The sequence below is a fragment of the Pedobacter sp. Leaf194 genome, from assembly GCF_001423945.1.
Lineage (GTDB): Bacteria > Bacteroidota > Bacteroidia > Sphingobacteriales > Sphingobacteriaceae > Pedobacter.
Genome location: NZ_LMPU01000013.1, coordinates 24,510 through 45,099, shown reverse-complemented (window position 1 = coordinate 45,099; position 20,590 = coordinate 24,510). Strand labels below are relative to the sequence as shown.

The window sequence follows — 20,590 nt, the reverse complement described above, 5'->3', positions numbered from 1 at the left end:
TTGTAATCCCAAATTAATGATTTTAGTTTTTTAAACAAAGTATTTATTTTTTCGCTTCTGCCTTCACTTCCGGTGCCCCGTTATTCAAAACAGTCTCAGTCATTACACTTCGTCTGCCGCTCGGTGCGAAAACAATCGTTTTCATAATACGTTTTTCGCCCTGCGGCACAGTTACCTTCACCGGCGTTGTATATAAAAATGCATTTTCAGATGGACGGGAACCGTCTAAAGAGTAATAAATTTTACCACCTTTCACAGGTACTTTTAAGTCGATAGTAAAATCGCCACCCAAAAGTGGTTGCTCACTTTGTCCAATCGGCGTTGGAATCCAATAATTAATGTTCATTTTATCTAATCGAGCTAAGTGGTTGGGTAACCGCTCCTCAGAAAAATTCTTTAAGTCTTTACGCTCAACAGGCGACCATGCAATTTCTGAGAGCGCCAACAAACGCGGGAATGCATGGTTTTCAGCTTTCGCAGGCGTTTTAATGTATTCTGTCCACAAATTGGCTTGTACTCCTTTGATATATTTGCGCTGATCTGCGGTCAAAACCTTCGGAACAGGGTCGTAGCCATATATTTTCTGATATGGAGCATAGCCACCAATCGTTACAGGCTCATCAGGCGAATTTGATTGCTTATGGTCGATATACAAACCCATTGACCCCGGGGTCATAATCACATCATGATTTTGCTGAGCCGCAGCGATACCGCCATCTTCTCCACGCCAGCTCATTACCGTTGCATTTGGTGCCAAGCCGCCCTCCAAAATTTCATCCCAACCAATAATCGAACGGCCTTTTCCATTTACATGTTTTTCTATGGTTTGTATGAAATAGCTTTGCAACTCGTGTTCATCTTTTAAGCCCTTTTCTTTCATCAAAGCCTGGCAAAAAGGCGATTCTTTCCAATAAGTTTTTGGCGCTTCATCTCCCCCGATATGAATATATTTAGAAGGAAAAATAGCAATAACTTCATCTAACACATTATTAAGAAATGTAAAAGTATTTTCTGAGGGAACAAAAATGTCGTCGAAAACACCCCAGGTTTGTTGTACTTGTTTACCTTTTCTGGAGCCCGCCCAAGGCGTTTTGTCGCTTACAAAAGTATCTCTATTCGGGAAACAACTCAGTTCAGGATAGGCGGCTATCGCTGCCGATGCATGTCCGGGCAATTCGATTTCTGGTATCACAGTAATGTAGCGTTCTGCCGCGTACTTAACAATTTCCTTAGCTTCATCTTGTGTATAAAAGCCCTTAACCTCGGTTAAATAATTTCCATTACCAGGATAGTTGCCAATGATAGAACCATTTCTGCTCGAACCAATAGTTGTTAACTTAGGATATTTTTTAATCTCCAGTCGCCAACCCTGGTCATCAGATAAATGCCAGTGAAAGGTATTTATTTTGTAATAGGCTAGCTGGTCGATGTATTTTTTTATGAACGAGATTGGAAAAAAATGTCTGCAAACGTCGAGCATTGTTCCGCGATACGCGAAACGAGGATAGTCACTAATATCAACCGCAGGAATATTTATCTTATCTCCAACTTTGTCAGGAATCATTTGCATTGCAGACTGCACCGCATAAAATAATCCAGCGCCCCTACCTGTAAGAATCATCTGAGTGGGTGTAACCTTAATGGTATAACCTTCGGCGGGTAATTTATCGGCACCAACAGATGTTAGCACGATGCTTTTTTGATTTGGCTGAGCAGTTTTTGTTTCTCTTAGTGCAAATCCCGATTTGGTTACAATAAAAGCATTCAACAAATCTGCAGATTTTGCGCCATCGATACTTTGATTGATTAAAACGGTTGTTTTGTCGAGTGTAAAGTTGCCATTTGCCCTGGTTACTGAAACTGGGGCCGGTATGATTCCCAGATTGGGATCAGACTGGGCAAAGACATTTGTGCTGATTAATACGCCAATAAAAATCGATAATGCTTTGTTCATATTTGGTTTGAAATTAGAATAAATATTTGTTTAAATCGACCTAAGATAAAGATTACCTTAAGAACCTCTTGCTCACTTTTTTGTTACAATCTACAACAAACGTTTGATTTTTAAAAATTAAGGCTAAAAAAAATCTCTCAGAAATTAATCAGAGAGACTTTAAAGCTATTTTTTATAATTTATGCTTCTACCGGATGTTCCTTTGCGGCCAAATACCTTTCAGCATCCAGCGCTGCCATACAACCCGAGCCCGCGGCCGTTACCGCCTGACGGTAGTACATATCCTGCACATCGCCACAGGCAAAAACGCCCTCAATGTTTGTTAAGGTAGAGCCAGGTTTAGTCAACAAATAACCAGTTTCATCCATTTCCAACTGACCTTTGAAAATATCCGTATTTGGTTTGTGGCCAATGGCCACGAAAAATCCTTCAACAGGAATTTCCGAAGTGATATTCGTTTTGTTATCAAGAACTTTTACAGCAGTTACATTTTTTCCGTTTCCTAAAATCTCCTGCGTCTCTGTATTGTAGTGAACAATGATATTTGGTGTTGCTAAAACACGGCTTACCATTGCTTTAGATGCCCTAAACTCATCTCTACGAACCAATAAATGAACAGTTTTACACAGTTTCGCAAGGTAAGTTGCTTCTTCTGCAGCGGTATCGCCAGCGCCAACAATTGCAACATCCTGTCCCTTAAAGAAAAAACCGTCACACACGGCACAGGCCGAAACCCCGAAGCCATTATATTGTTGCTCGCTTGGTAAACCCAGCCACTTTGCGGTTGCACCCGTTGCAATGATAACAGAATCGGCAGTTATTGTTTTAATTTCATCTATAACAACTTTATGCGGGGCCGACGAGAAATCTACCGAACTTACGTAACCAAAACGGATATCCGTTCCAAAACGCTCTGCTTGCTTGCGAAAATCTTCCATCATCTCCGGTCCCATTATTCCCTGCGGATAACCCGGAAAATTCTCTACATCCGTGGTTTGCGTTAACTGGCCACCGGCCTGCATTCCGGTATACATAACTGGCTTTAAATCCGCTCTAGCTGCATAAATGGCCGCCGTATAACCCGCCGGACCAGAACCTATAATTAAACACTGAACGTGTTCGTTTTCTTGTGACATTATTTTAGGTGTTTGAAATTCTTTAATAAGGTACAAATTTAATGCTTTAAGTAATTGTTAACAAGTCTGCATTGTCAACATAGTTTACTTATTAACATTCAATTTTATCAGGATAGTATATTGCAGTAGCTATCGAGACCAAAAAGCCTAGAACCGGCCCTCAATTTCCTTTATTCTCTTTGATGAGCCGCACCACGTTAGCGCCCATAATTTTCTTTATGTCCACCGCAGTATATCCCTTCCGCAATAATTCGGAAGTGATTTTCGGGTAATCAGCCACGCTGTTGATTCCCAAAGGAAACGATTCTGCACCATCAAAATCTGCACCCAAGCCAACATGATCTACACCAATTAACTTAACAATGTGGTCAATGTGTTCAACCAGCAAGGAAACTGGCGGCCTTGTGGCGTCGGCATCTGCCTGATGATTTGCTATTAGCGTATCAATGGCATTGCTACGGCCGTATTTTGAAGAAAGCTTCTTCAACTCATCATCATATTTTGCAAAAAATACCTTTTGCTTGTTGCTGAAGGTTGAATCTAAAAATCCGCTATAGAAATTTACGCAAACAACGCCGCCATTTTTACCAACCGTTTTAATTTGTTCATCCTTCAGGTTTCTGGGAACGGGGTTTAAACTGTAAGCACAACTATGAGAAACAATTACCGGTTTTGAACTCGCTGCTATGGCATCGTAAAACGTCTTTTCTCCAACGTGCGATAAATCGACCATTACGCCGAGTTTATTTAATCGCCTAACAACCTGCCTTCCGAATGCGTTTAACCCAGCCTTTTCGGACTTCACTTTGCCCGACGTTTCTTCGGCCGCAGAGCTGGCCCAAGAAGTGCTGTTGTTCCATGTTAAGGTAAGATAAGCCATTCCGCGTTTTGCCAGGCTATCGATATAATCCAAGCGGTTTTCTATCATATGGCCACCTTCAACGCCAATCATTGCCGCTAATTTCTGCTCTTTAACAGTACTCTGCAATTCTGTTGCTGTTCTTGCTAGCCCGATACGGTTTGGATACCGTTTGATTAGACTATAAAGCGAATCAATTTCCTGTTTCGCAACAGCATAACCTCCTTTTTCATCACACCAAATCGAGAAAAACTGAACATCCAACCCTCCTTGCTTAGCTCTTACCAAATCAAAATTTCCTTTCGGCTGCAGTTTTCCAATATCAATTCCCGATTTAATCTGGTTAAAGAGAATATCGCCATGTGTATCAACTACAATGGCATCCTGATGGATTTTACTCACCATTTGGGCTTTTACATGGACCGATAAAATGATGAAGAAAGCGAGGCTTAATAAACTACTTTGAAGCTTTTTCAAGAATTCCGTTTTTGTAATTTTCAATTCGTTTTAGGGTACCATCGAGAAAAAAAACACGCCAGGCGCCCTCCTTTTTATTATTAACGATATGCCCCTGCTCCGTTAAATATGATTTTGGCCGTGGTCTGGTCACTTTAGTCGAACCATCACCATCGAGCGCCTGATACTCAGAAAATTTATCACTTAGCACTTTATAATTCTTAAAGAATCCATTTGCAATTGTTAATGCCTCATCGCGGAAAGTTCCATCAACAATAATTTGCCCAGACAAACTATACTGCTTCACCCTATAAAGGCTATCATCGGCAACCTTGGGAAAAATTATAGCATATGTTTTTGCCGATGAAGAATCGGTGACAAAATTACGCTGATCGAGGTAAATTTTCTTTTGTGCAGATGCAGAAAAAGCAAAAGCTATGATTATGCTAAGCACTAAATATTTCATATTCTATAAACTTGAAGCTATAAACGGCGTCTTGTCTGCAAATTACAAAAATAGCAGGATGAAACCAAAGGCATAAAGTATGATTAAAAACTTTCGTAATCCATTAAGTTTGAATTATCCCGACATTAAAGCGCTTAGTTATTGGCGATTGATTTGCGGCCTCAATACCCATTGAAATTACTTTTCGAGTTTCGAGCGGGTCGATAATTCCATCCACCCAAAGTCGCGAGGCGGCGTAATAAGGCGTGGTCTGACTATCGTATTTATCTGTGATTTCTTTTAGCATTTCAGCTTCCTTTTCTGGTGTAATAACTTCGCCTTTAGCTTTGAGTGAAGCTTCCTGAATCTGTAACAGTGTTTTTGCAGCTTGTGAACCGCCCATTACAGCAATTTTGGCTGTTGGCCAAACATAAATTAACCGTGGGTCGTACGCTTTTCCACACATGGCATAATTGCCTGCGCCATAAGAATTGCCAATTACAATCGTAAACTTAGGAACCACTGAATTGGCGACGGCATTTACCATTTTAGCACCATCTTTGATAATTCCGCCATGCTCTGAGCGGCTACCAACCATGAAACCTGTTACATCTTGTAAAAATACCAAAGGAATTTTCTTTTGATTGCAGTTCATGATAAAACGAGTTGCTTTATCTGCACTATCAGAATAGATTACCCCGCCAAACTGCATTTCGCCTTTTTTCGATTTGACTACCTTTCGTTGATTGGCTACAATACCGACTGCCCAGCCATCAATACGGCCTAAACCGCAAACAATGCTTTGCCCGTAACCTTGTTTATATTCCTCGAATTCAGAATTATCAACCAAACGGTTGATGATATCCATGATCTCATATTGTTTGTCTCTGTTTTCGGGAATAATACCATACAACTCCTCTTCCTTTTCTTTTGGTTTCGATGGTTTAATTCTGTCAAAACCTGCATTTTGAGGTGCGCCCAGCATGCTCATTATGTTCCTGATGCTATCCAGACAGGCCTCATCATTGGGATGTTTATAATCAGTTACACCAGAAATTTCACAATGTGTGGTTGCACCGCCCAGCGTTTCGTTGTCAACCTCCTCGCCTATCGCCGATTTTACCAGATAAGAACCTGCTAAAAATACCGAGCCTGTTTTATCTACAATCATGGCTTCGTCGCTCATTATAGGCAGATATGCCCCGCCCGCAACACAAGCACCCATAATGGCCGAAATTTGAACAATCCCATCCGAAGACATCATTGCATTATTTCTAAACATCCGGCCAAAATGCTCCTTGTCCGGAAAAATTTCATCCTGCATTTGCAAATAAACGCCTGCACTATCAACGAGGTAAATTACTGGCAACCGGTTTTCCATAGCAATTTCCTGCGCCCGAAGATTTTTCTTGGCCGTCATCGGGAACCATGCGCCTGCCTTTACAGTGGCATCATTTGCAACGATAACACACTGCCGTCCACTCACATATCCAATACCACAAACCACGCCTGCAGATGGGCAGCCCCCTTGTTCAGCGTACATTCCGTCGGCTGTGAAAGCGCCAACCTCAAGAAAGTCAGAACCATCATCAATAAGGTAAGCGATGCGCTCACGAGCTAACAGCTTACCCTTTTCCTTCTGCTTAGCGGCGTTTTTTTCACCTCCGCCAGCGTAGATTTTTTTAAGCTTGGTTTTTAGCTCGTAAACCAGCTGCTTGTTCACATCTTCGTTTTTGTTGAATTCAATATTCATGGAGGCAATTTAAATTTAATTTCATAAAAACTAAGAAGACTGAAATGGTTTCTGGTCTAACGTTGCATTTGGCGCAAAGCGAAACAGAAAAAATCACAAAATTCAAGAAACCGGTCTAACTAAAACAAAAGGATAACAGACACCGGTGCCCGGCAACAATAAGGTTAAGCTATTTACCTAAGTGCATCTTCAATGAAAACTCATTGAGCGTATGGTTAGCGAATATCAGCTCAGTTATCTACTCATAAATTGTACGCAAAGAATTTTACCCACTTTGCGATTAACAAAAAAGATATCCGATTAAAATAATATTTTTGGATAAATCGCAACGAATGGAACTTACCGTTAATATCCCCGCATTACTATTCCCGGCAATTAGTTTGATAATGCTGGCCTACACCAATAGGTTTTTAGCACTTGCTGCTTTGGTGAGGAGCTTAAAAGCAAAGTATGAAGAAGGCGAGAAAAACGTTGGCCTGCAAAATCAAATTAAAAACTTGCGCTACAGGTTAAGACTTATAAAAAACATGCAGGCTTTCGGCGTTTTAAGTTTTTGCCTTTGTTTATTCTGCATGTTTTTTATTTACCTGGAATGGAACGTAGTGGCGGAAATCCTCTTCGCCTTAAGCCTGATATTTTTCATGATTTCGCTGATTATCTCTTTAATTGAAATTCAAATTAGCACAAAAGCGCTTGAACTTGAGCTGAGCACTCTTGAAGATTTGGAAGATGAATCGATTGGCGGTTTCATCAAGAAAAAGTTCAGAAAAGAATAATTAACGAACGGGCGATAGTATTTAAGCTGTAATAAAATGATATAGAAAAACGACTTCGCCGGTGAATGCTGGCTTTTTTTGTTCCTCAATCTCCATTTCAATACCCATATGTACTTTAGTAACACCACGTAAATTTACAATGGATGCCAGTTTTGCTTTCAGTCTGATTCTACTATTTACCGTTACGGGCTGTGCAAACTTTAGGGTATCAATGCCATAATTGATTTCCATTTTAAGATTCTGGATATCAACGATCTCTTTCCATAAATAAGGAATCAGCGATAGCGTTAAATAGCCATGAGCAATGGTTGAACCAAACGGCCCTTCATTTTTTGCCCTATCCTCATCGGTATGAATCCATTGATAGTCTAAAGTGGCATCGGCAAATTTATTTATTTGCTCTTGTGTAATGGTGTGCCAGGAAGATACACCAAGTTCTTTACCTAAATGTTGTTCAAATTCTGCGTGAGAAGAAATAATTTGCATTTTTTATGAATGTTATATTGCTAAATTGATTGTTGTTAACCGGCTATTAAGATTTTCATCAGGTTAGATTACGCTCTTTAAACCAAACTTCGTCTGGAGTAGCCGAGAAATTATCCATTTTATTAATTAAAGTTACGGCATCGGCTTCATTAAAAACCAAATCGCGGTTCGCAGGTTTTAAAAATCTGTTGTTTACCATGATTTCCATTTGGGCGAAGAGCGGATCGTAGAAACCGTTAACATTTAATACTCCGATGGGCTTATTATGTAAACCCAATTGCAGCCAGGTAAGCACTTCGAAAAATTCTTCGAGTGTACCAAACCCACCGGGAAGTATAACAAAACCATCGCTTAAATCGGCCATTTTTTGTTTGCGTTGATGCATGTTTTCGGTTACAATCATTTCTGAAATGCCCTTATGCCCTACTTCTTTATCCACCAGAAACTGAGGAATAACGCCAGTTACCGAGCCGCCAAGTTCTAAAACATCATTCGCCAAAACACCCATTACGCCAACACTTCCACCGCCATAAACCAATTTTATTTCTTGTTTTACAAGTGTTTCTGCCAGTTCTTTTATCGCCTTGCGCAATTGTAAGTCGCCATTAAAATTAGAGCCACAGTACACGCAAACAGATTTAAGCTTATTCATTTAGATTAAAAATTTACCGAAGTTAAGACTTTATCGGCTTTCTGTAAATTTTAATTCTGCACAAGGCCTAAAATGTTTCAGATTTTAAATGTCTCAATTGCGTTAACGATAGTTTATTTTTACAGTTTAAGTGACGTTAACGTTATGGTTCGCTTTAGCAATTAACAATTTTGAAACTAAAAGGCTTTACCATTTAGCTGGCAAAAGAATTACTGACTTCCGATTATAGACCTGATGGAAGTGAAATCCTTTTTTGTTGCCAGCTACATTGATTTGCTGTCGGAATGCTTTACGAAATAGCTTAAAAACAAAACACTGAGCAGAGCCGAATCACCGGTTCATGCGCACAACAGAATCGCAAAAAAGATTGAACGAACAGCAGGCGTACCGCAACCGAAAAGTGTAGAAACCTGGTCTCCAAAAAAAAGCGCCGGAATAACCCGACGCTTTTTAACCAAATATAAAAGAGAGAAAAGATTGCTGTATTAAAACGAAAACCTTAAAGTAGCGCCAAAAGTTCTAGGGTCGCCAAGAACGCCTGCATATAGGCCTGAGTTACCTGCAGCTGCCTGCAATTGTTCGTAGTAATTTTTATTGCCTATGTTTCTACTCCAGATAAATGCAGAGAATTTCTCCGATCTGAAGCCCAATCTGGCATTAAATAATGAATACCCTGCTACGTTTAAAACAGCGGATGGCGTTGCGTTGGAGGAATAATCTGAACGGTAACTTGCATCGCCAGCAATAAAATACCGGCCTGATTTTGTGGCCAAATTTCCTGCTGTGCTTAGCTCCGCACCCCCGGAAACGTTCCATTTAGAAATGCCGGGCAATCTGCCGCCCGATGCATCTTTGAAAGCAACTTGGGTGGCAACCCCATTTATCAGTTCCGTATGACCAGTTTCTTCTAAAGGAAGTGGTGCGTTGGTAAATTTCACATATTTGCCATCCAAATATGATAATGCGGCGTTCAAACTTAAGAATCTTTCCAATTGATAAGTTCCATCGATTTCTAACCCTTTCACATTTACTTGTTCCGCATTTGCGAGATAGCCACGGTTTACACCGAGCTGTGGAGATTGAACGTTGGTTTGATAGTCATCAATATCGGTGTTAAAAGCAGTAACATTTAAAATTGCGCCTTTAAAAGGCTTGGTTTTAACGCCTAATTCGTAGTGCTCTACGTATTCAGGTTTAACCACCGCAAGTGATAAATCGGCAGCGCCTGTTGAAGTTGTTGGCAAACCACCAACGTTAACGCCAACGGGTTTGTAGGCGGTTGAAAAGGTTGCATAAGCATTTAACCTTGGCGTTGGGCGGTAGGAAACTGTAAAGTTTCCGGAAAGATTATTGTTGTTGGTGCTCGTATTAAATTGTTGGTTGCTGTACACTGCAGCCTTTAAAGCCAGTAAAGCGGCGTCGGTTGTTTGCAAACCTCCATAGGTATTTCGGTTATAGTCTACATCTTTTTTATCGTAGGTGTAGCGTAAGCCAGGCAAAACGTGAAGGTTTTTAACCACTTCCCAATCTACCTGACCGAAAACGGCTGCACTTAGCGATTTAATGGTAGAGTTGGTTTTAATACCATAACCATCTAACAAGCCTGGTGTTGCATATAAGGCCTGACTTCCGGTTGCGCTCGTTTGCACAAAGCGCCATTGGTCTTTGCCAACTTCTTCGGTTTGATCCAGACCTTTTAAGTTCTGCCCCAATGCGAAAACGCCGATTACCCCGCTTAATTTTTCAGTAATATTACCCGCATACCTTATTTCCTGCGAGTATTGATCGTGGCGGGAGTTACCCTGCGATTTTGTTAATGCGGCCAGCTCGGAAAAATCCCGGTCGTTGGTTGGGTCCCAGTTCCAAAATCTCCAGGCCGTTGTAGAAGTTAAGGTACCGTTACCGATTTTATAATCTACGTTTACAGAAACGCCACCGATAGATTGGTTATGCCTCCAGGGCGTGTTGGTATTAATTTCCCTGGCGAAAGGATCGATTTTTGGTTGCTGGTAGCCGAGAGCGGAAACGATGGTTGCGTACTGGCGGTAAGCACTTCTTTCAGTTTGAGTAACGCCAGCAATTACCAATGGATAACCTGCCGGATGTTGAACACTAACATCGCCGCTTAACAAAATCTGCAACCTATCTGATGGAGTATAGTACAACTGCCCTTTAAATCCAAGATTGTTTTGCCCGCTGTATTTACGTTCTTCTCTCGTATTCCAGATTGTGCCATCGCGTTGCGTACCCGATAAGGAAATTTTAGCCGCGAGATTTTTTGCGAGTCCTCCGGAAACAGAAGCTTTTGCCTGAAGAAAATTATAGTTACCTACACTCATTTCTGCCTTTGCGGTTGGCGTTTGAGTGGGTTTGGTTGTAGTGATGTTAAATGCACCCGCAGTGGTGTTTTTACCGAACAAAGTTCCCTGCGGTCCACGAATTACCTCAATTCGTTCGATATCAAGAAAGTCGGTTGAGGTTGCAGCCGGGCGGGCGTGGTAAACGCCATCAACATAAAAGCCAACACCTGGGTCTATCCCGTCATTTGTTAAGCCAAAAGTTGAACCCAAACCACGAATATTCAGCGTTGTATTTCTGGCATTCGAGGCATATAGCTGAACAGAGGGAACCAGTTCTTTTAAACGATTAACATTGAAAGCACCAGCATTCTCTGCAGCCTGGCCACCGATTACTGTAATTGGGATTGGCACATCCTGCAACACCTCAGAGCGCCTTCTTGAAGTTACAACAATCTCATCGAGTTGGGTATCCTCAACTAAAGTGAGTTCGAGAGGCGTTTCCTGTAACTTTAAAATCTGAAAATCCTGCGGTTTATAGCCCACATAACTTACGCGAATGTAGAATGGTGGCTGTTGCCTGGCATCTATTGTAAAACTACCGGCAGCATCACTGACGGCGGTAATATTTGTACCCCTAACAGTTATTGTTGCGCCGGGTATTGATATATTATTTGCCCCTTTTACAACGCCGGTAACCGTGTTTTGGGCAAATACCGAAACAGCTATGAAATTTAGAAATATTAAAAGTAGTAAAGGTTTTTTCATGTCTTATGTAAGTGTGTTTAAATTTAATAACGCATCGAATCTTCTATTTTTAAGCATTGTCAATGTAACCAGGCCGGCAAAATGCCAGATTTGATATCATTTTCAATTTTAAAATATATAAAGCCTATGGATTTAGTCGACAAATATATTAAAAAAATGTATTTGCCAAATTTTATTTTGTTAAATATTTAAATCAGTAAACTAAGACATTTATTGGACGCAATAAATAGCTGATTTTTAAAGTGAAACACCTTAGGAAAAGGGAATTATTCCTACAAAAAAAAGCAGGGCAATCGAAAACGAAGCCCTGCTATATTATTTATGATTTGTATTCATGGACCACATTTGATATGATCCGCAACGTCAAGAATCTTATTTATCCTTTAACTGCTCAGCTTACCTGGTGTAATTTGGAGCTTCTTTGGTTATTGTAATATCATGGGGATGACTTTCACGCATACCTGCTGCTGTAATTTGAACAAACTGGGCTTCTTGTAAAGCTTCGATGCTTGCTGCACCACAGTAACCCATGCTAGCACGCAAACCGCCAATGTATTGGTACATCACTTCTGCTAATGTTCCTTTAAACGGTACTCGGCCAACAATTCCTTCAGGTACTAATTTTTTAATATCATCTTCTACATCCTGGAAATAACGATCTTTAGAACCTTGCTCCATTGCTTCGATAGAGCCCATACCGCGGTAAGATTTAAATTTACGTCCTTCGTAAATAATGGTTTCGCCCGGCGACTCTTCCACACCGGCGAACAATGAACCGGCCATTACGGTGCTGGCTCCAGATGCAATTGCTTTTGCAATGTCTCCGGTATGTTTAATACCGCCATCGGCAATAACAGGTACACCCGTGCCCTTTAAGGCTTTGGCACATTCGTAAACTGCATATAACTGCGGAACGCCAACGCCTGCGATAATTCTTGTTGTACAAATTGAACCCGGACCAATACCCACTTTAACAGCATCAGCACCAGCATCGGCCAAAAATTTAGCGGCTGCGCCGGTTGCAATGTTACCAACGATAACCTGTAAATCCGGATATTTTGCTTTAACTTCTTTCAATTTATCTACCACACCTTTTGAGTGTCCGTGAGCGGTATCAATGGTAATTACGTCAACACCTGCATTAACCAGGGCATCAACCCGCTGTAGGGTATCAGCAGTTACGCCAACCGCTGCACCAACGCGTAAGCGGCCACGCTCATCTTTACAGGCAACCGGATAATTTTTAACTTTCGATATATCTTTAAAGGTGATTAATCCACTCAAAAAACCATCTTTAGAAACCACAGGCAATTTTTCGATTTTATGATTCTGAAGAATTTCTTCGGCTTGGATTAAGTTAGTACCTTCCGGCGCAGTAATCAGGTTTTCTTTGGTCATCACTTCCGCAATTGGGCGAGCCATGTTTTTTTGAAAACGTAAATCGCGGTTTGTGATAATACCAACCAGCTTATTGTCGCTGCTTACCACAGGAATACCACCAATTTTGTGCTCTTTCATTATTTTGAAAGCATCGGCAACAACTGCTGTTTCTAATAAAGTTACCGGATCTTGAATCATTCCACTTTCTGAACGCTTTACTTTACGAACTTCTTCCGCCTGTCTGTCGATAGTCATGTTTTTATGCAACATACCAATTCCACCATTTTGTGCTATGGCGATGGCAAGTTCAGCTTCGGTTACCGTATCCATGGCGGCCGAAATCAACGGAACGTTAAGCTTGATTTTTTTTGTTAAGAAAGTGGCTGTATTTACATCACGAGGCAGAATTTCTGAATATGCGGGTACTAAAAGTACGTCGTCATAAGTTAAACCTGTAGCAATAAATTTTGTGGAGTCGAGTTGCATAGCAAATAAATTAGGATTTATTATTTGCCAGGCAAAGATACAAAAAATCCAGGAAAATAAAAGTGAAAACCCAAAATCGCTTAAATATTGAGCTTAGCTGACAAACCTTAAAGGATAACAAAAAATTCGCTGTCCTTCAAGGTTTGAGTTATCAAATGTTACTACTTCTTCCCCACTACAACCTCTGAAAAGGTTTCAACAGTTAAATATTTGTTAGCCAAATCCTTAATTTCAACGGATGTAACCGTTTTAACCTTTTCTATATAGCGTTCGTAATATTCATAGTCCAATCCTGAAAAGTAAATGTTTTTGAATTTATCGGCATGCGAAAAAACATTCTCCAAACTGCCCAGCATAGAGCCTAACATGTAATTCCTGACCAGTTCAAGCTCTTCATTTTCAACAAGTTCACTTTTAAGCAGTTCTACCTCTTTGTAAATTTCCGTTAACGCTGCCTTGCAAACATCGGCGCCAACCTCTGTTGCAATAAATAAATACCCTGCATTTTTTAATGATACGATGCCAGAACCAATGCCATAGGTGTAGCCTTTATCTTCGCGAATGTTATTCATTAAACGAGAACCGAAATAGCCGCCTAATACGCAATTTAAAATTTGAAGTCCCGGAAAATCTTCGTGTTTGCGATTAATTGCAAGTTGGCCAATTCGTATTGCAGACTGTAAAGAATCGGGTTTCTCTTTGTAAACGTCATTCTTTCCTGAAATGCTGAATTCGAATTTATTTTTAACCGCATTGCTTGGTTGCCAATCCTTGCCAAATTGTTCGTTAAGCAACGAAAAGCTATCGTCATCAAACTTTCCTGCCACCACAATTGTGCAATTATTTGGTGCATACGCAGCTTTGAAATATTCGATAAGGTCATCACGTTTTACGGCATCGTAATGTTTTAACTGAATATCTACACCATAAGCCGTATCACCAAAAAGAGCATTCGAGAAATCCTTGCGGGCTAAAACGTCGTTTTTCTGTAAGTTAACCTGTAATTTCTGCTTTTGGTTCTGAATGTAAATATCAATCTCTCTCTGCGGAAACTGGCTGTTTGAAAGTACATCTTTTACAATTGGCAAAACCGAAGCCAAATGCTTATTTAACGAGTAAAGCGTTACCGTAGACTGGTCCTGGCCGTATTCTGTTTGAAAAAATGCACCGTAAAAATCGATATTTTCGGCAATTTCTTTGGCAGAAAGTTTATTTGTACCATTATTTAGCAAGGCGTTAACGGCGATGGCCTGTAAAGGTTTCTCAATATTCCAGTTAACATTATCAAATAAAAATTCGATCCGAACCAAATCCTGTTCGCCAGAATAAATGGTAAAAACAGGGATGCCGTTCGTTAACTCAGATTTTGTAGGTTTTATAAAATTAATGGTCGATACCTGTTTAAAATCAGGTGCCTGAGTACGATTAAGCATTTTCTTCGGTTAAATAATATAGTGTTGATGATGAATTTTTATCGAAAGTTTCTTTGGATATCCTGCTGATGTCTTCCGCATCCACTTTCAGATATTTTGATGCTTCCTGGTTTAAAATATCGGCGTCGCCAAGCAGTTCGTAGTAAGCCAAATTCATTGCCTTATCCAGCAAACTCATTTCAGAAAACACTAAAACGGATTCTACTTTGTTTTTTACTTTGGTTAATTCCTTCGCCTCAATAGTTTCATTTTTTATTTTTTCCAGCTCTGCCCAAATTGCGGCTTCCGCCCTTTCCATCGAAACCCCTTCAACAAGTTTTCCTTCAACTATAAACAAACCTGGGTCTAAACTACTTGAAATGTAGGCGTTAATATCGCTGAAAAGCTGTTGTTCCTTGAGCAGGCTATTATGTAGCCTGGATGATTTTCCACCAGAAAGGATATCAGACAATAAATCGAAAGCGTAATAATCCCGGCTCATTCTTCCCGGCATTTTGAAGGCAACATAAATTGCATTAAGTGGCACCTTTGCTTTAACGGTTTCAAACCTGGCTTCGGTTTGTTGCTCTTCCTGTGGTAAGTTTCGGTTATATTTTTCTCCCGCTGGAATGGGTTCAAACCATTTTTGCGCTAGCTTTTTTACATCTTCTGTTTTTACATTTCCGCCTACAACCAAAATTGCGTTTTGCGGATTATAGTGTTTAGCAAAAAACGCCTTAACATCGCTCATTTTTGCCTCTTCAATGTGCGAAAGCTCCTTACCTATTGTTGCCCAACGGTACGAGTGCTTTTTGTAAGCTAATGGTCGTAATTTAAGCCAGATATCGCCATATGGCTGATTGAGATAGCGTTGTTTAAACTCCTCGCTAACTACATTAATCTGCGTTTCTAAACTCTTTTCAGAAAAAGCCAGATTCAACATCCTGTCGCTCTCCAACCAAAAAGCAGTTTCTATGTTTTCTGCCGGAAGGGTGATGTAGTAATTTGTGATATCGTTACTTGTAAAAGCATTATTTTCTCCTCCAACACGCTGTAGCGGCTCATCATAATTTGGAACATTTACAGAGCCACCAAACATTAAATGCTCGAAAAGGTGGGCAAATCCTGTTTTTTCGGGGTCCTCATCGCGGGCACCAACATCGTATAATATATTTAAAACTGCCATTGGCGTGGTGGCATCTTCATGCACCAAAACTTTTAAACCATTGGCTAGTGTAAAGCGATTAAAATCTACCATTATCTATTTTTAGGATTGTAAAGATAGAATTTTAAGGTAAAAAGGACGATGAAAATTGTAAGCGCTGTAACACAATTAAATTTTTTAAAGTTTAACGCTTTTTTAACATTGTATTTACTAAAGCCTGACGAGTATGCGCCCGCGACTGACGAGTTTTAATTATCTTTGTGGTATGAATACAGCCGATTTACTGCAGCGGGCATTACATTTCGATTTCTTAACACTTGAAGAAGGTGTGCATCTTTATCACAATGCCGATACGGCATTTCTAATGTTTGTAGCCAACGAGCTTAGAAAAATTCAGGTTCCGAGTGGAAAGGTTACCTGGCAGATTGATAGAAATGTAAATACGACAAATGTGTGCATTGCAAACTGTAAATTCTGCAACTTCTTTCGCCGCCCCGGTCACGATGAAAGCTATATAACTGATATTGAAACATACAAGGTTAAAATTGAAGAAACCTTTCGTTTAGGAGGCGACCAACTTTTATTACAAGGTGGCCACCACCCAGATTTAGGCCTCTCTTTTTATGCTGATTTGTTTAAAAAGCTGAAAGAATTGTATCCTGACTTAAAACTCCATGCTTTGGGTCCTCCCGAAATTGCCCACGTGGCCAAGCTCGAAGGCATCTCGCACACAGAAGTTTTAAAAGTGTTGAAGGAAGCAGGAATGGATTCGTTGCCGGGTGCGGGCGCCGAAATTTTAAATGACCGTGTAAGGCGATTAATTTCTAAAGGGAAATGTGGCGGACAAGAATGGCTTGATGTGATGAGGGCTTGCCATCAACTGGATATTACCACTTCGGCAACAATGATGTTCGGCCACGTTGAAACCATTGAAGAACGTTTTGAACATTTGGTTTGGATTCGCCAGGTGCAGAGCGAAAAACCGGCTGATGCAAACGGATTTTTGGCTTTTATTCCCTGGCCTTTTCAGGATGACGGAACATTACTGAAAAGATTGAGAGGAATAAGCAACAATGTTACAGCTGACGAATATATCCGCATGATTGCCCTTAGCCGAATTATGTTGCCTAACATCAAAAACATACAGGCAAGTTGGCTAACGGTTGGTAAAGCTACCGCACAATTGTGTTTACACGCCGGGGCGAATGATTTTGGCTCTATCATGATTGAAGAAAATGTCGTTTCTGCAGCAGGAGCACCACATAGATTTACGGCCAATGGAATTCAGCAATCTATTAAAGCAGCTGGTTTTGAGCCACAGCTTCGTGGGCAAAAATACAATTACCGCGATTTGCCTGAACATCTCGAAGAGCAGGTAATTACCTATTAATTATGCACAAATATTGTTTTTGCCTGCTATTGCTGGTTTCAGTTTCATTAAACTTAAAGGCACAAACCAGTTGGTACAGAGTTAAATTAGGCGACAGCATAAGTGTTGCATTTCCAAAAATGCCAGGTAAAGGTGCTGGCCGTTCGTATGGTTGTAAAGACAGTACGGGCGTTGTTTTTGCCGCTAGCGTGTCTGAGATTGCCAAAGCCATCAATTTTGATATAGCAACATTCGATAGCGTTGTAGTTGAACAGGATTTTGCGAAAGATTTTTTAGAAGGCTTTAAACCTTCAATGCCAAACTACAATTTTGGCCCCGTTTCTATATCAGATTTAACCGGAAAAGTTTCTTACCAAATTGAGGGCAAAAGTGAACTAGATAAATCAAAGGTCTATTTTATCGCAATTTTTATCGATGGTACTGCCTATAGCTTTACCTGCGTGCTGCCGGATGGTAAAAGTGTAATGACTAAAAATCTTTTCTTCAAAAGTATAAGAATAGGTAAATCGTAATTACTTATAATTTTAATTCCGAAATTCCTGCGGACGCAATGCCCATAAAAAAGGGAAACAAAACCTAAGTTCTGCTTCCCTACCTTAAACTAAACATTTACTTAAAAAATGTTGGATTTTTTTACAATTTGTTTCCTGCTTTTAGGAATAAGTTTGCGATGGTTACAACACTTGCAGTGTCTAACGGCTCATCAAAACATTCTACCGCAGCAGCTCTTGTTACCCCAGTTTGGCCATTAATACCTGTAATGGTTACACCAGCCTGAACGTCAAGGTTCTCGCCTGCGTAAACAGCATCAACTGCTGCAACACCTGTGTCGTTTGATACAGTTGCCGAACCAGTAATCCATGGTTTAATTGTTGCACCGTTTGCAGCAAGCATTTGACGGATGTGCGAAGCGTGACGAGCCTCTACAGAGTGAATTTGCAAAGCAGTAGTTAAAACTGACAAACCTTTTAACACAGTAGCCTGACCTTTGTATGCTCTAACGCCTGTATCTTCAAATCCACAAGCAACTTTTAAGAAAGTTACGTAGTCTGAATAAACTGTTGGGAAGGTACCACCAGCTGTAAAATCCGTCATTGCATATGTGATCTCAGCTCTTGCAGAACTACCCAAAGCACCTTTTAACAAATTTACGTGAGCCATTTCGTGGTCGCGGATTGTTGTAATTGCGGCTGTTGGAGCACCTGCAGGGATTAAACCTGGAGCAGCTACTAAAGCGTGATTATAAAAGTTGTACTCTAAATATTCTAATGCTAATGCGAAGTTTAATGTACCAACAACTGCTGTTGGCAAAGTTTGGCCATAAGCTTTTGTAAACATTGAACCCAATGCTAATGGTGCTGCTGCGAAAGCGATTTTTTTACCCATTGAGTAAAAATCTTTCATTGCAGATCTTCTCGGACTTAATCTTTCATAGATTTCGCCGTCAACTTTTTCAATTTCTTCTAATATATTTACGATATTCATGATTTCAGGAGATTAAGATTAAAGATTAATTACGTTAATTTTTGTTTTGATGTATTTACCAGCAATTGCCAATACTTTATCTGGTGTTAATGCGCCGTCTAAACCGCCAGCATTATTTGCACCTAAAGCAGTTAGGCTTGTTAAATCGGCAAATGATCCATTTGAAATAATGTCTCTGATGTAAGCAGCATGACGTGCTTCTACTGAAACAATTTTACCGGCTAAAACTAAATAAGCATCAGTTTTAATACGTACACCTGCACCATTGTAAGCTGCAACACCTAAATCTTCGAAAGCCATTGCTGCACCTAAAACACTTGTTGCACTTGTAAAATCAATTGAAGAAAAATCAACTTCTAAACTTCCGATTGCAGCAGTGCTCAATGCGTTTTTAAAGAATTCTCTGTGTGCAATCTCATGAAACTGAATGTCTTGGAAATAAGCTTTTTGTGCTGTAGTAAACGATGCTGGTGGAGCAGAAGCAACTTTCACATAAAATGCAGCCTCTAATTGCTCTAAAGCATAAGCATAATTTAATACGCCAAAATCATCTTTAAAATCTAAAGTTGCACCAGCTGTTGTTGGGTAACCACGGTCTTTTTTACAACCGGCAGCAATTAACGCCATTCCGGCAGCACTTGCGCCAGCAAACTGAAGAAAAGACCTGCGGCCTAAACTACCATTAAATAAACTTTCTGTTTGAAGTTCATCTTTAATTTTTAGTTCATTGTTTTTCATATTTTTTACGTTTAGGGATTTTTAAATCTCGGTTTTGCTGATATATACGTGACAATCGAATGAGCGGTTTTTTGCTTTTGCATTTTTTTTTACAACTCGTTTTTAATACATTCACAAACCCTTTGCCATGATTACACTAAAAGCTATTATTGTTGATGATGAGGAGTTTGCGAGATCTTCATTATTTTTTTTGCTCCAGCAGAACTGTCCTCAGGTAGAAATTACCGGAATTGCCCGTTCTGTTGCAGAAGCTAAAGATATTCTGGCCCACCACCCTATCAACCTTATATTTCTGGATATTGCCATGCCGGGTGGAAACGGATTTGAACTCATCCCCGATGCCCAACAACACAATGCTGCTGTTATTTTTACTACAGCATATGATCAATATGCATTAAAAGCAATAAAAGCCAATGCCCTTGATTACCTTTTGAAACCGATAGACATCGACGAATTAAAAACTGCGGTGGATAAAGTTTTGGAGTTTACCCGCTTACATAGCACCATTAACCGAGCCGATGAACGCATAAAAAATCTTGCAACAAGCCTCAGCAGCCGGGCAGAAATTCGTAAGCTAACGTTGCCTTACGGCCAGGGTTTTAAGATGGTTGATGTTGACGATATTATTTATATCGAAGCGGACAGCAATTACTCGGTGTTTCATTTAAGTAATCATGAGAAAATTACGGTTTCGAAAGTGCTTCGCGAATTTGAAGAAGTTTTACCTTCGGAGCAGTTTGTTCGCATCCATAAGTCGAGTATTATAAACCTCAATCATCTACGGGAATACAATTCTAAAAACGGTTTACAAGCATTGCTAAAAAATGGCGAAAGCATTAACGTATCACGAAGGAGAGCCAGTGATTTTTATGAGAAAATAAAACTTTTTACAAAATCGAATAGTGAGCATTAAGACTTGCATTTATAGTTTAAGTACGGCGTATACAAGGTG

The 20,590-nt window shown here is 40.1% G+C and carries 17 protein-coding genes; 4 read left to right on the top strand and 13 right to left on the bottom strand.

From position 1 onward, the window contains the following. Window positions 1-43: 43 nt before the first annotated feature. From ASG14_RS18130 to ASG14_RS18110, 5 genes are all read right to left on the bottom strand, one after another. Entirely contained in the window at window positions 44-1,954 is a 1,911-nt protein-coding gene (locus ASG14_RS18130; protein ID WP_056872496.1) for a beta-N-acetylhexosaminidase, read from the bottom strand. A 179-nt stretch (window positions 1,955-2,133) separates the two neighbouring features. Further along, entirely contained in the window at window positions 2,134-3,090 is a 957-nt protein-coding gene (trxB, locus tag ASG14_RS18125) for a thioredoxin-disulfide reductase (RefSeq protein WP_056872495.1), read from the bottom strand. A 160-nt stretch (window positions 3,091-3,250) separates the two neighbouring features. Then, window positions 3,251-4,426: a dipeptidase gene (locus ASG14_RS18120; RefSeq protein ID WP_056872610.1), complete on the bottom strand. Its 1,176-nt coding sequence runs from the start codon at window positions 4,424-4,426 to the stop codon at window positions 3,251-3,253. Next, entirely contained in the window at window positions 4,407-4,871 is a 465-nt protein-coding gene (locus ASG14_RS18115; protein ID WP_056872494.1) for a hypothetical protein, read from the bottom strand. Before ASG14_RS18115 ends, ASG14_RS18120 begins: the two co-directional genes overlap by 20 nt. Window positions 4,872-4,974: 103 nt before the next feature. After that, on the bottom strand, window positions 4,975-6,603 hold the full coding sequence (locus tag ASG14_RS18110; RefSeq protein WP_056872493.1) for an acyl-CoA carboxylase subunit beta: 1,629 nt from the start codon (window positions 6,601-6,603) through the stop codon (window positions 4,975-4,977). A gap of 332 nt (window positions 6,604-6,935) precedes the next feature. Between ASG14_RS18110 and ASG14_RS18105 the strand changes: the two genes are divergently transcribed. Further along, the gene (locus ASG14_RS18105; RefSeq protein WP_056872492.1) at window positions 6,936-7,379 is read left to right on the top strand and encodes a DUF2721 domain-containing protein; all 444 of its coding nucleotides are present in this window, start codon (window positions 6,936-6,938) and stop codon (window positions 7,377-7,379) included. A gap of 21 nt (window positions 7,380-7,400) precedes the next feature. On the opposite strand, the gene ASG14_RS18100 is transcribed toward ASG14_RS18105, so the two are convergent. The 6 genes from ASG14_RS18100 to ASG14_RS18075 all read right to left on the bottom strand — a co-directional run bounded on the left by ASG14_RS18100 (window position 7,401) and on the right by ASG14_RS18075 (window position 16,118). Then, a complete protein-coding gene (locus tag ASG14_RS18100) occupies window positions 7,401-7,865 on the bottom strand; it encodes a MaoC family dehydratase (protein WP_056872491.1) in 465 nt (154 codons plus the stop codon). 58 nt (window positions 7,866-7,923) lie between these two features. Continuing rightward, window positions 7,924-8,517, bottom strand: a complete 594-nt coding sequence (locus ASG14_RS18095) for a TIGR00730 family Rossman fold protein (RefSeq protein ID WP_056872490.1) — start codon at window positions 8,515-8,517, stop codon at window positions 7,924-7,926. 485 nt (window positions 8,518-9,002) lie between these two features. Next, a complete protein-coding gene (locus ASG14_RS18090; protein WP_056872489.1) occupies window positions 9,003-11,582 on the bottom strand; it encodes a TonB-dependent receptor in 2,580 nt (859 codons plus the stop codon). Window positions 11,583-11,978: 396 nt separating this feature from the next. After that, window positions 11,979-13,448 carry an IMP dehydrogenase gene (guaB, locus tag ASG14_RS18085; RefSeq protein ID WP_056872488.1) on the bottom strand — a complete coding sequence of 490 codons (1,470 nt, stop codon included), beginning with the start codon at window positions 13,446-13,448 and terminating at the stop codon, window positions 11,979-11,981. Between the two features lie 161 nt (window positions 13,449-13,609). Beyond that, a complete protein-coding gene (locus tag ASG14_RS18080) occupies window positions 13,610-14,881 on the bottom strand; it encodes a pitrilysin family protein (RefSeq protein ID WP_056872487.1) in 1,272 nt (423 codons plus the stop codon). Beyond that, window positions 14,874-16,118 (bottom strand): pitrilysin family protein, encoded by a 1,245-nt coding sequence (locus ASG14_RS18075; RefSeq protein ID WP_056872486.1) that lies wholly within the window; start codon window positions 16,116-16,118, stop codon window positions 14,874-14,876. The genes ASG14_RS18080 and ASG14_RS18075 overlap by 8 nt, the downstream gene beginning before the upstream one ends. A 172-nt stretch (window positions 16,119-16,290) precedes the next feature. On the opposite strand from ASG14_RS18075, the gene ASG14_RS18070 reads away from it, so the two are divergent. Both ASG14_RS18070 and ASG14_RS18065 read left to right on the top strand, forming a co-directional pair. After that, complete coding sequence (locus ASG14_RS18070; protein ID WP_056872485.1) at window positions 16,291-17,415, top strand: CofH family radical SAM protein; 1,125 nt, start codon at window positions 16,291-16,293, stop codon at window positions 17,413-17,415. A 2-nt stretch (window positions 17,416-17,417) separates the two neighbouring features. Next, window positions 17,418-17,927: a hypothetical protein gene (locus ASG14_RS18065; RefSeq protein ID WP_157274996.1), complete on the top strand. Its 510-nt coding sequence runs from the start codon at window positions 17,418-17,420 to the stop codon at window positions 17,925-17,927. Between the two features lie 121 nt (window positions 17,928-18,048). Here ASG14_RS18065 and ASG14_RS18060 read toward each other — a convergent pair whose 3' ends face one another. Together ASG14_RS18060 and ASG14_RS18055 are read right to left on the bottom strand one after the other, a co-directional pair. After that, complete coding sequence (locus ASG14_RS18060) at window positions 18,049-18,900, bottom strand: ferritin-like domain-containing protein (protein WP_056872483.1); 852 nt, start codon at window positions 18,898-18,900, stop codon at window positions 18,049-18,051. 18 nt (window positions 18,901-18,918) lie between these two features. Next, window positions 18,919-19,638: a ferritin-like domain-containing protein gene (locus ASG14_RS18055; RefSeq protein ID WP_056872482.1), complete on the bottom strand. Its 720-nt coding sequence runs from the start codon at window positions 19,636-19,638 to the stop codon at window positions 18,919-18,921. 127 nt (window positions 19,639-19,765) lie between these two features. Between ASG14_RS18055 and ASG14_RS18050 the strand changes: the two genes are divergently transcribed. Further along, window positions 19,766-20,551, top strand: a complete 786-nt coding sequence (locus ASG14_RS18050) for a LytTR family DNA-binding domain-containing protein (protein WP_056872481.1) — start codon at window positions 19,766-19,768, stop codon at window positions 20,549-20,551. Window positions 20,552-20,590 lie beyond the last annotated feature (39 nt).

Excerpts from the sequence above, each read along its gene's own strand:
- ASG14_RS18130 (WP_056872496.1), bottom strand. The coding sequence starts at position 1,954 with ATGAACAAAGCATTATCGATTTTTATTGGCGTATTAATCAGCACAAAT.
- trxB (WP_056872495.1), bottom strand. The coding sequence starts at position 3,090 with ATGTCACAAGAAAACGAACACGTTCAGTGTTTAATTATAGGTTCTGGT.
- ASG14_RS18115 (WP_056872494.1), bottom strand. The coding sequence starts at position 4,871 with ATGAAATATTTAGTGCTTAGCATAATCATAGCTTTTGCTTTTTCTGCA.
- ASG14_RS18110 (WP_056872493.1), bottom strand. The coding sequence starts at position 6,603 with ATGAATATTGAATTCAACAAAAACGAAGATGTGAACAAGCAGCTGGTT.
- ASG14_RS18105 (WP_056872492.1), top strand. The coding sequence starts at position 6,936 with ATGGAACTTACCGTTAATATCCCCGCATTACTATTCCCGGCAATTAGT.
- ASG14_RS18100 (WP_056872491.1), bottom strand. The coding sequence starts at position 7,865 with ATGCAAATTATTTCTTCTCACGCAGAATTTGAACAACATTTAGGTAAA.
- ASG14_RS18095 (WP_056872490.1), bottom strand. The coding sequence starts at position 8,517 with ATGAATAAGCTTAAATCTGTTTGCGTGTACTGTGGCTCTAATTTTAAT.
- ASG14_RS18090 (WP_056872489.1), bottom strand. The coding sequence starts at position 11,582 with ATGAAAAAACCTTTACTACTTTTAATATTTCTAAATTTCATAGCTGTT.
- guaB (WP_056872488.1), bottom strand. The coding sequence starts at position 13,448 with ATGCAACTCGACTCCACAAAATTTATTGCTACAGGTTTAACTTATGAC.
- ASG14_RS18080 (WP_056872487.1), bottom strand. The coding sequence starts at position 14,881 with ATGCTTAATCGTACTCAGGCACCTGATTTTAAACAGGTATCGACCATT.
- ASG14_RS18075 (WP_056872486.1), bottom strand. The coding sequence starts at position 16,118 with ATGGTAGATTTTAATCGCTTTACACTAGCCAATGGTTTAAAAGTTTTG.
- ASG14_RS18070 (WP_056872485.1), top strand. The coding sequence starts at position 16,291 with ATGAATACAGCCGATTTACTGCAGCGGGCATTACATTTCGATTTCTTA.
- ASG14_RS18065 (WP_157274996.1), top strand. The coding sequence starts at position 17,418 with ATGCACAAATATTGTTTTTGCCTGCTATTGCTGGTTTCAGTTTCATTA.
- ASG14_RS18060 (WP_056872483.1), bottom strand. The coding sequence starts at position 18,900 with ATGAATATCGTAAATATATTAGAAGAAATTGAAAAAGTTGACGGCGAA.
- ASG14_RS18055 (WP_056872482.1), bottom strand. The coding sequence starts at position 19,638 with ATGAAAAACAATGAACTAAAAATTAAAGATGAACTTCAAACAGAAAGT.
- ASG14_RS18050 (WP_056872481.1), top strand. The coding sequence starts at position 19,766 with ATGATTACACTAAAAGCTATTATTGTTGATGATGAGGAGTTTGCGAGA.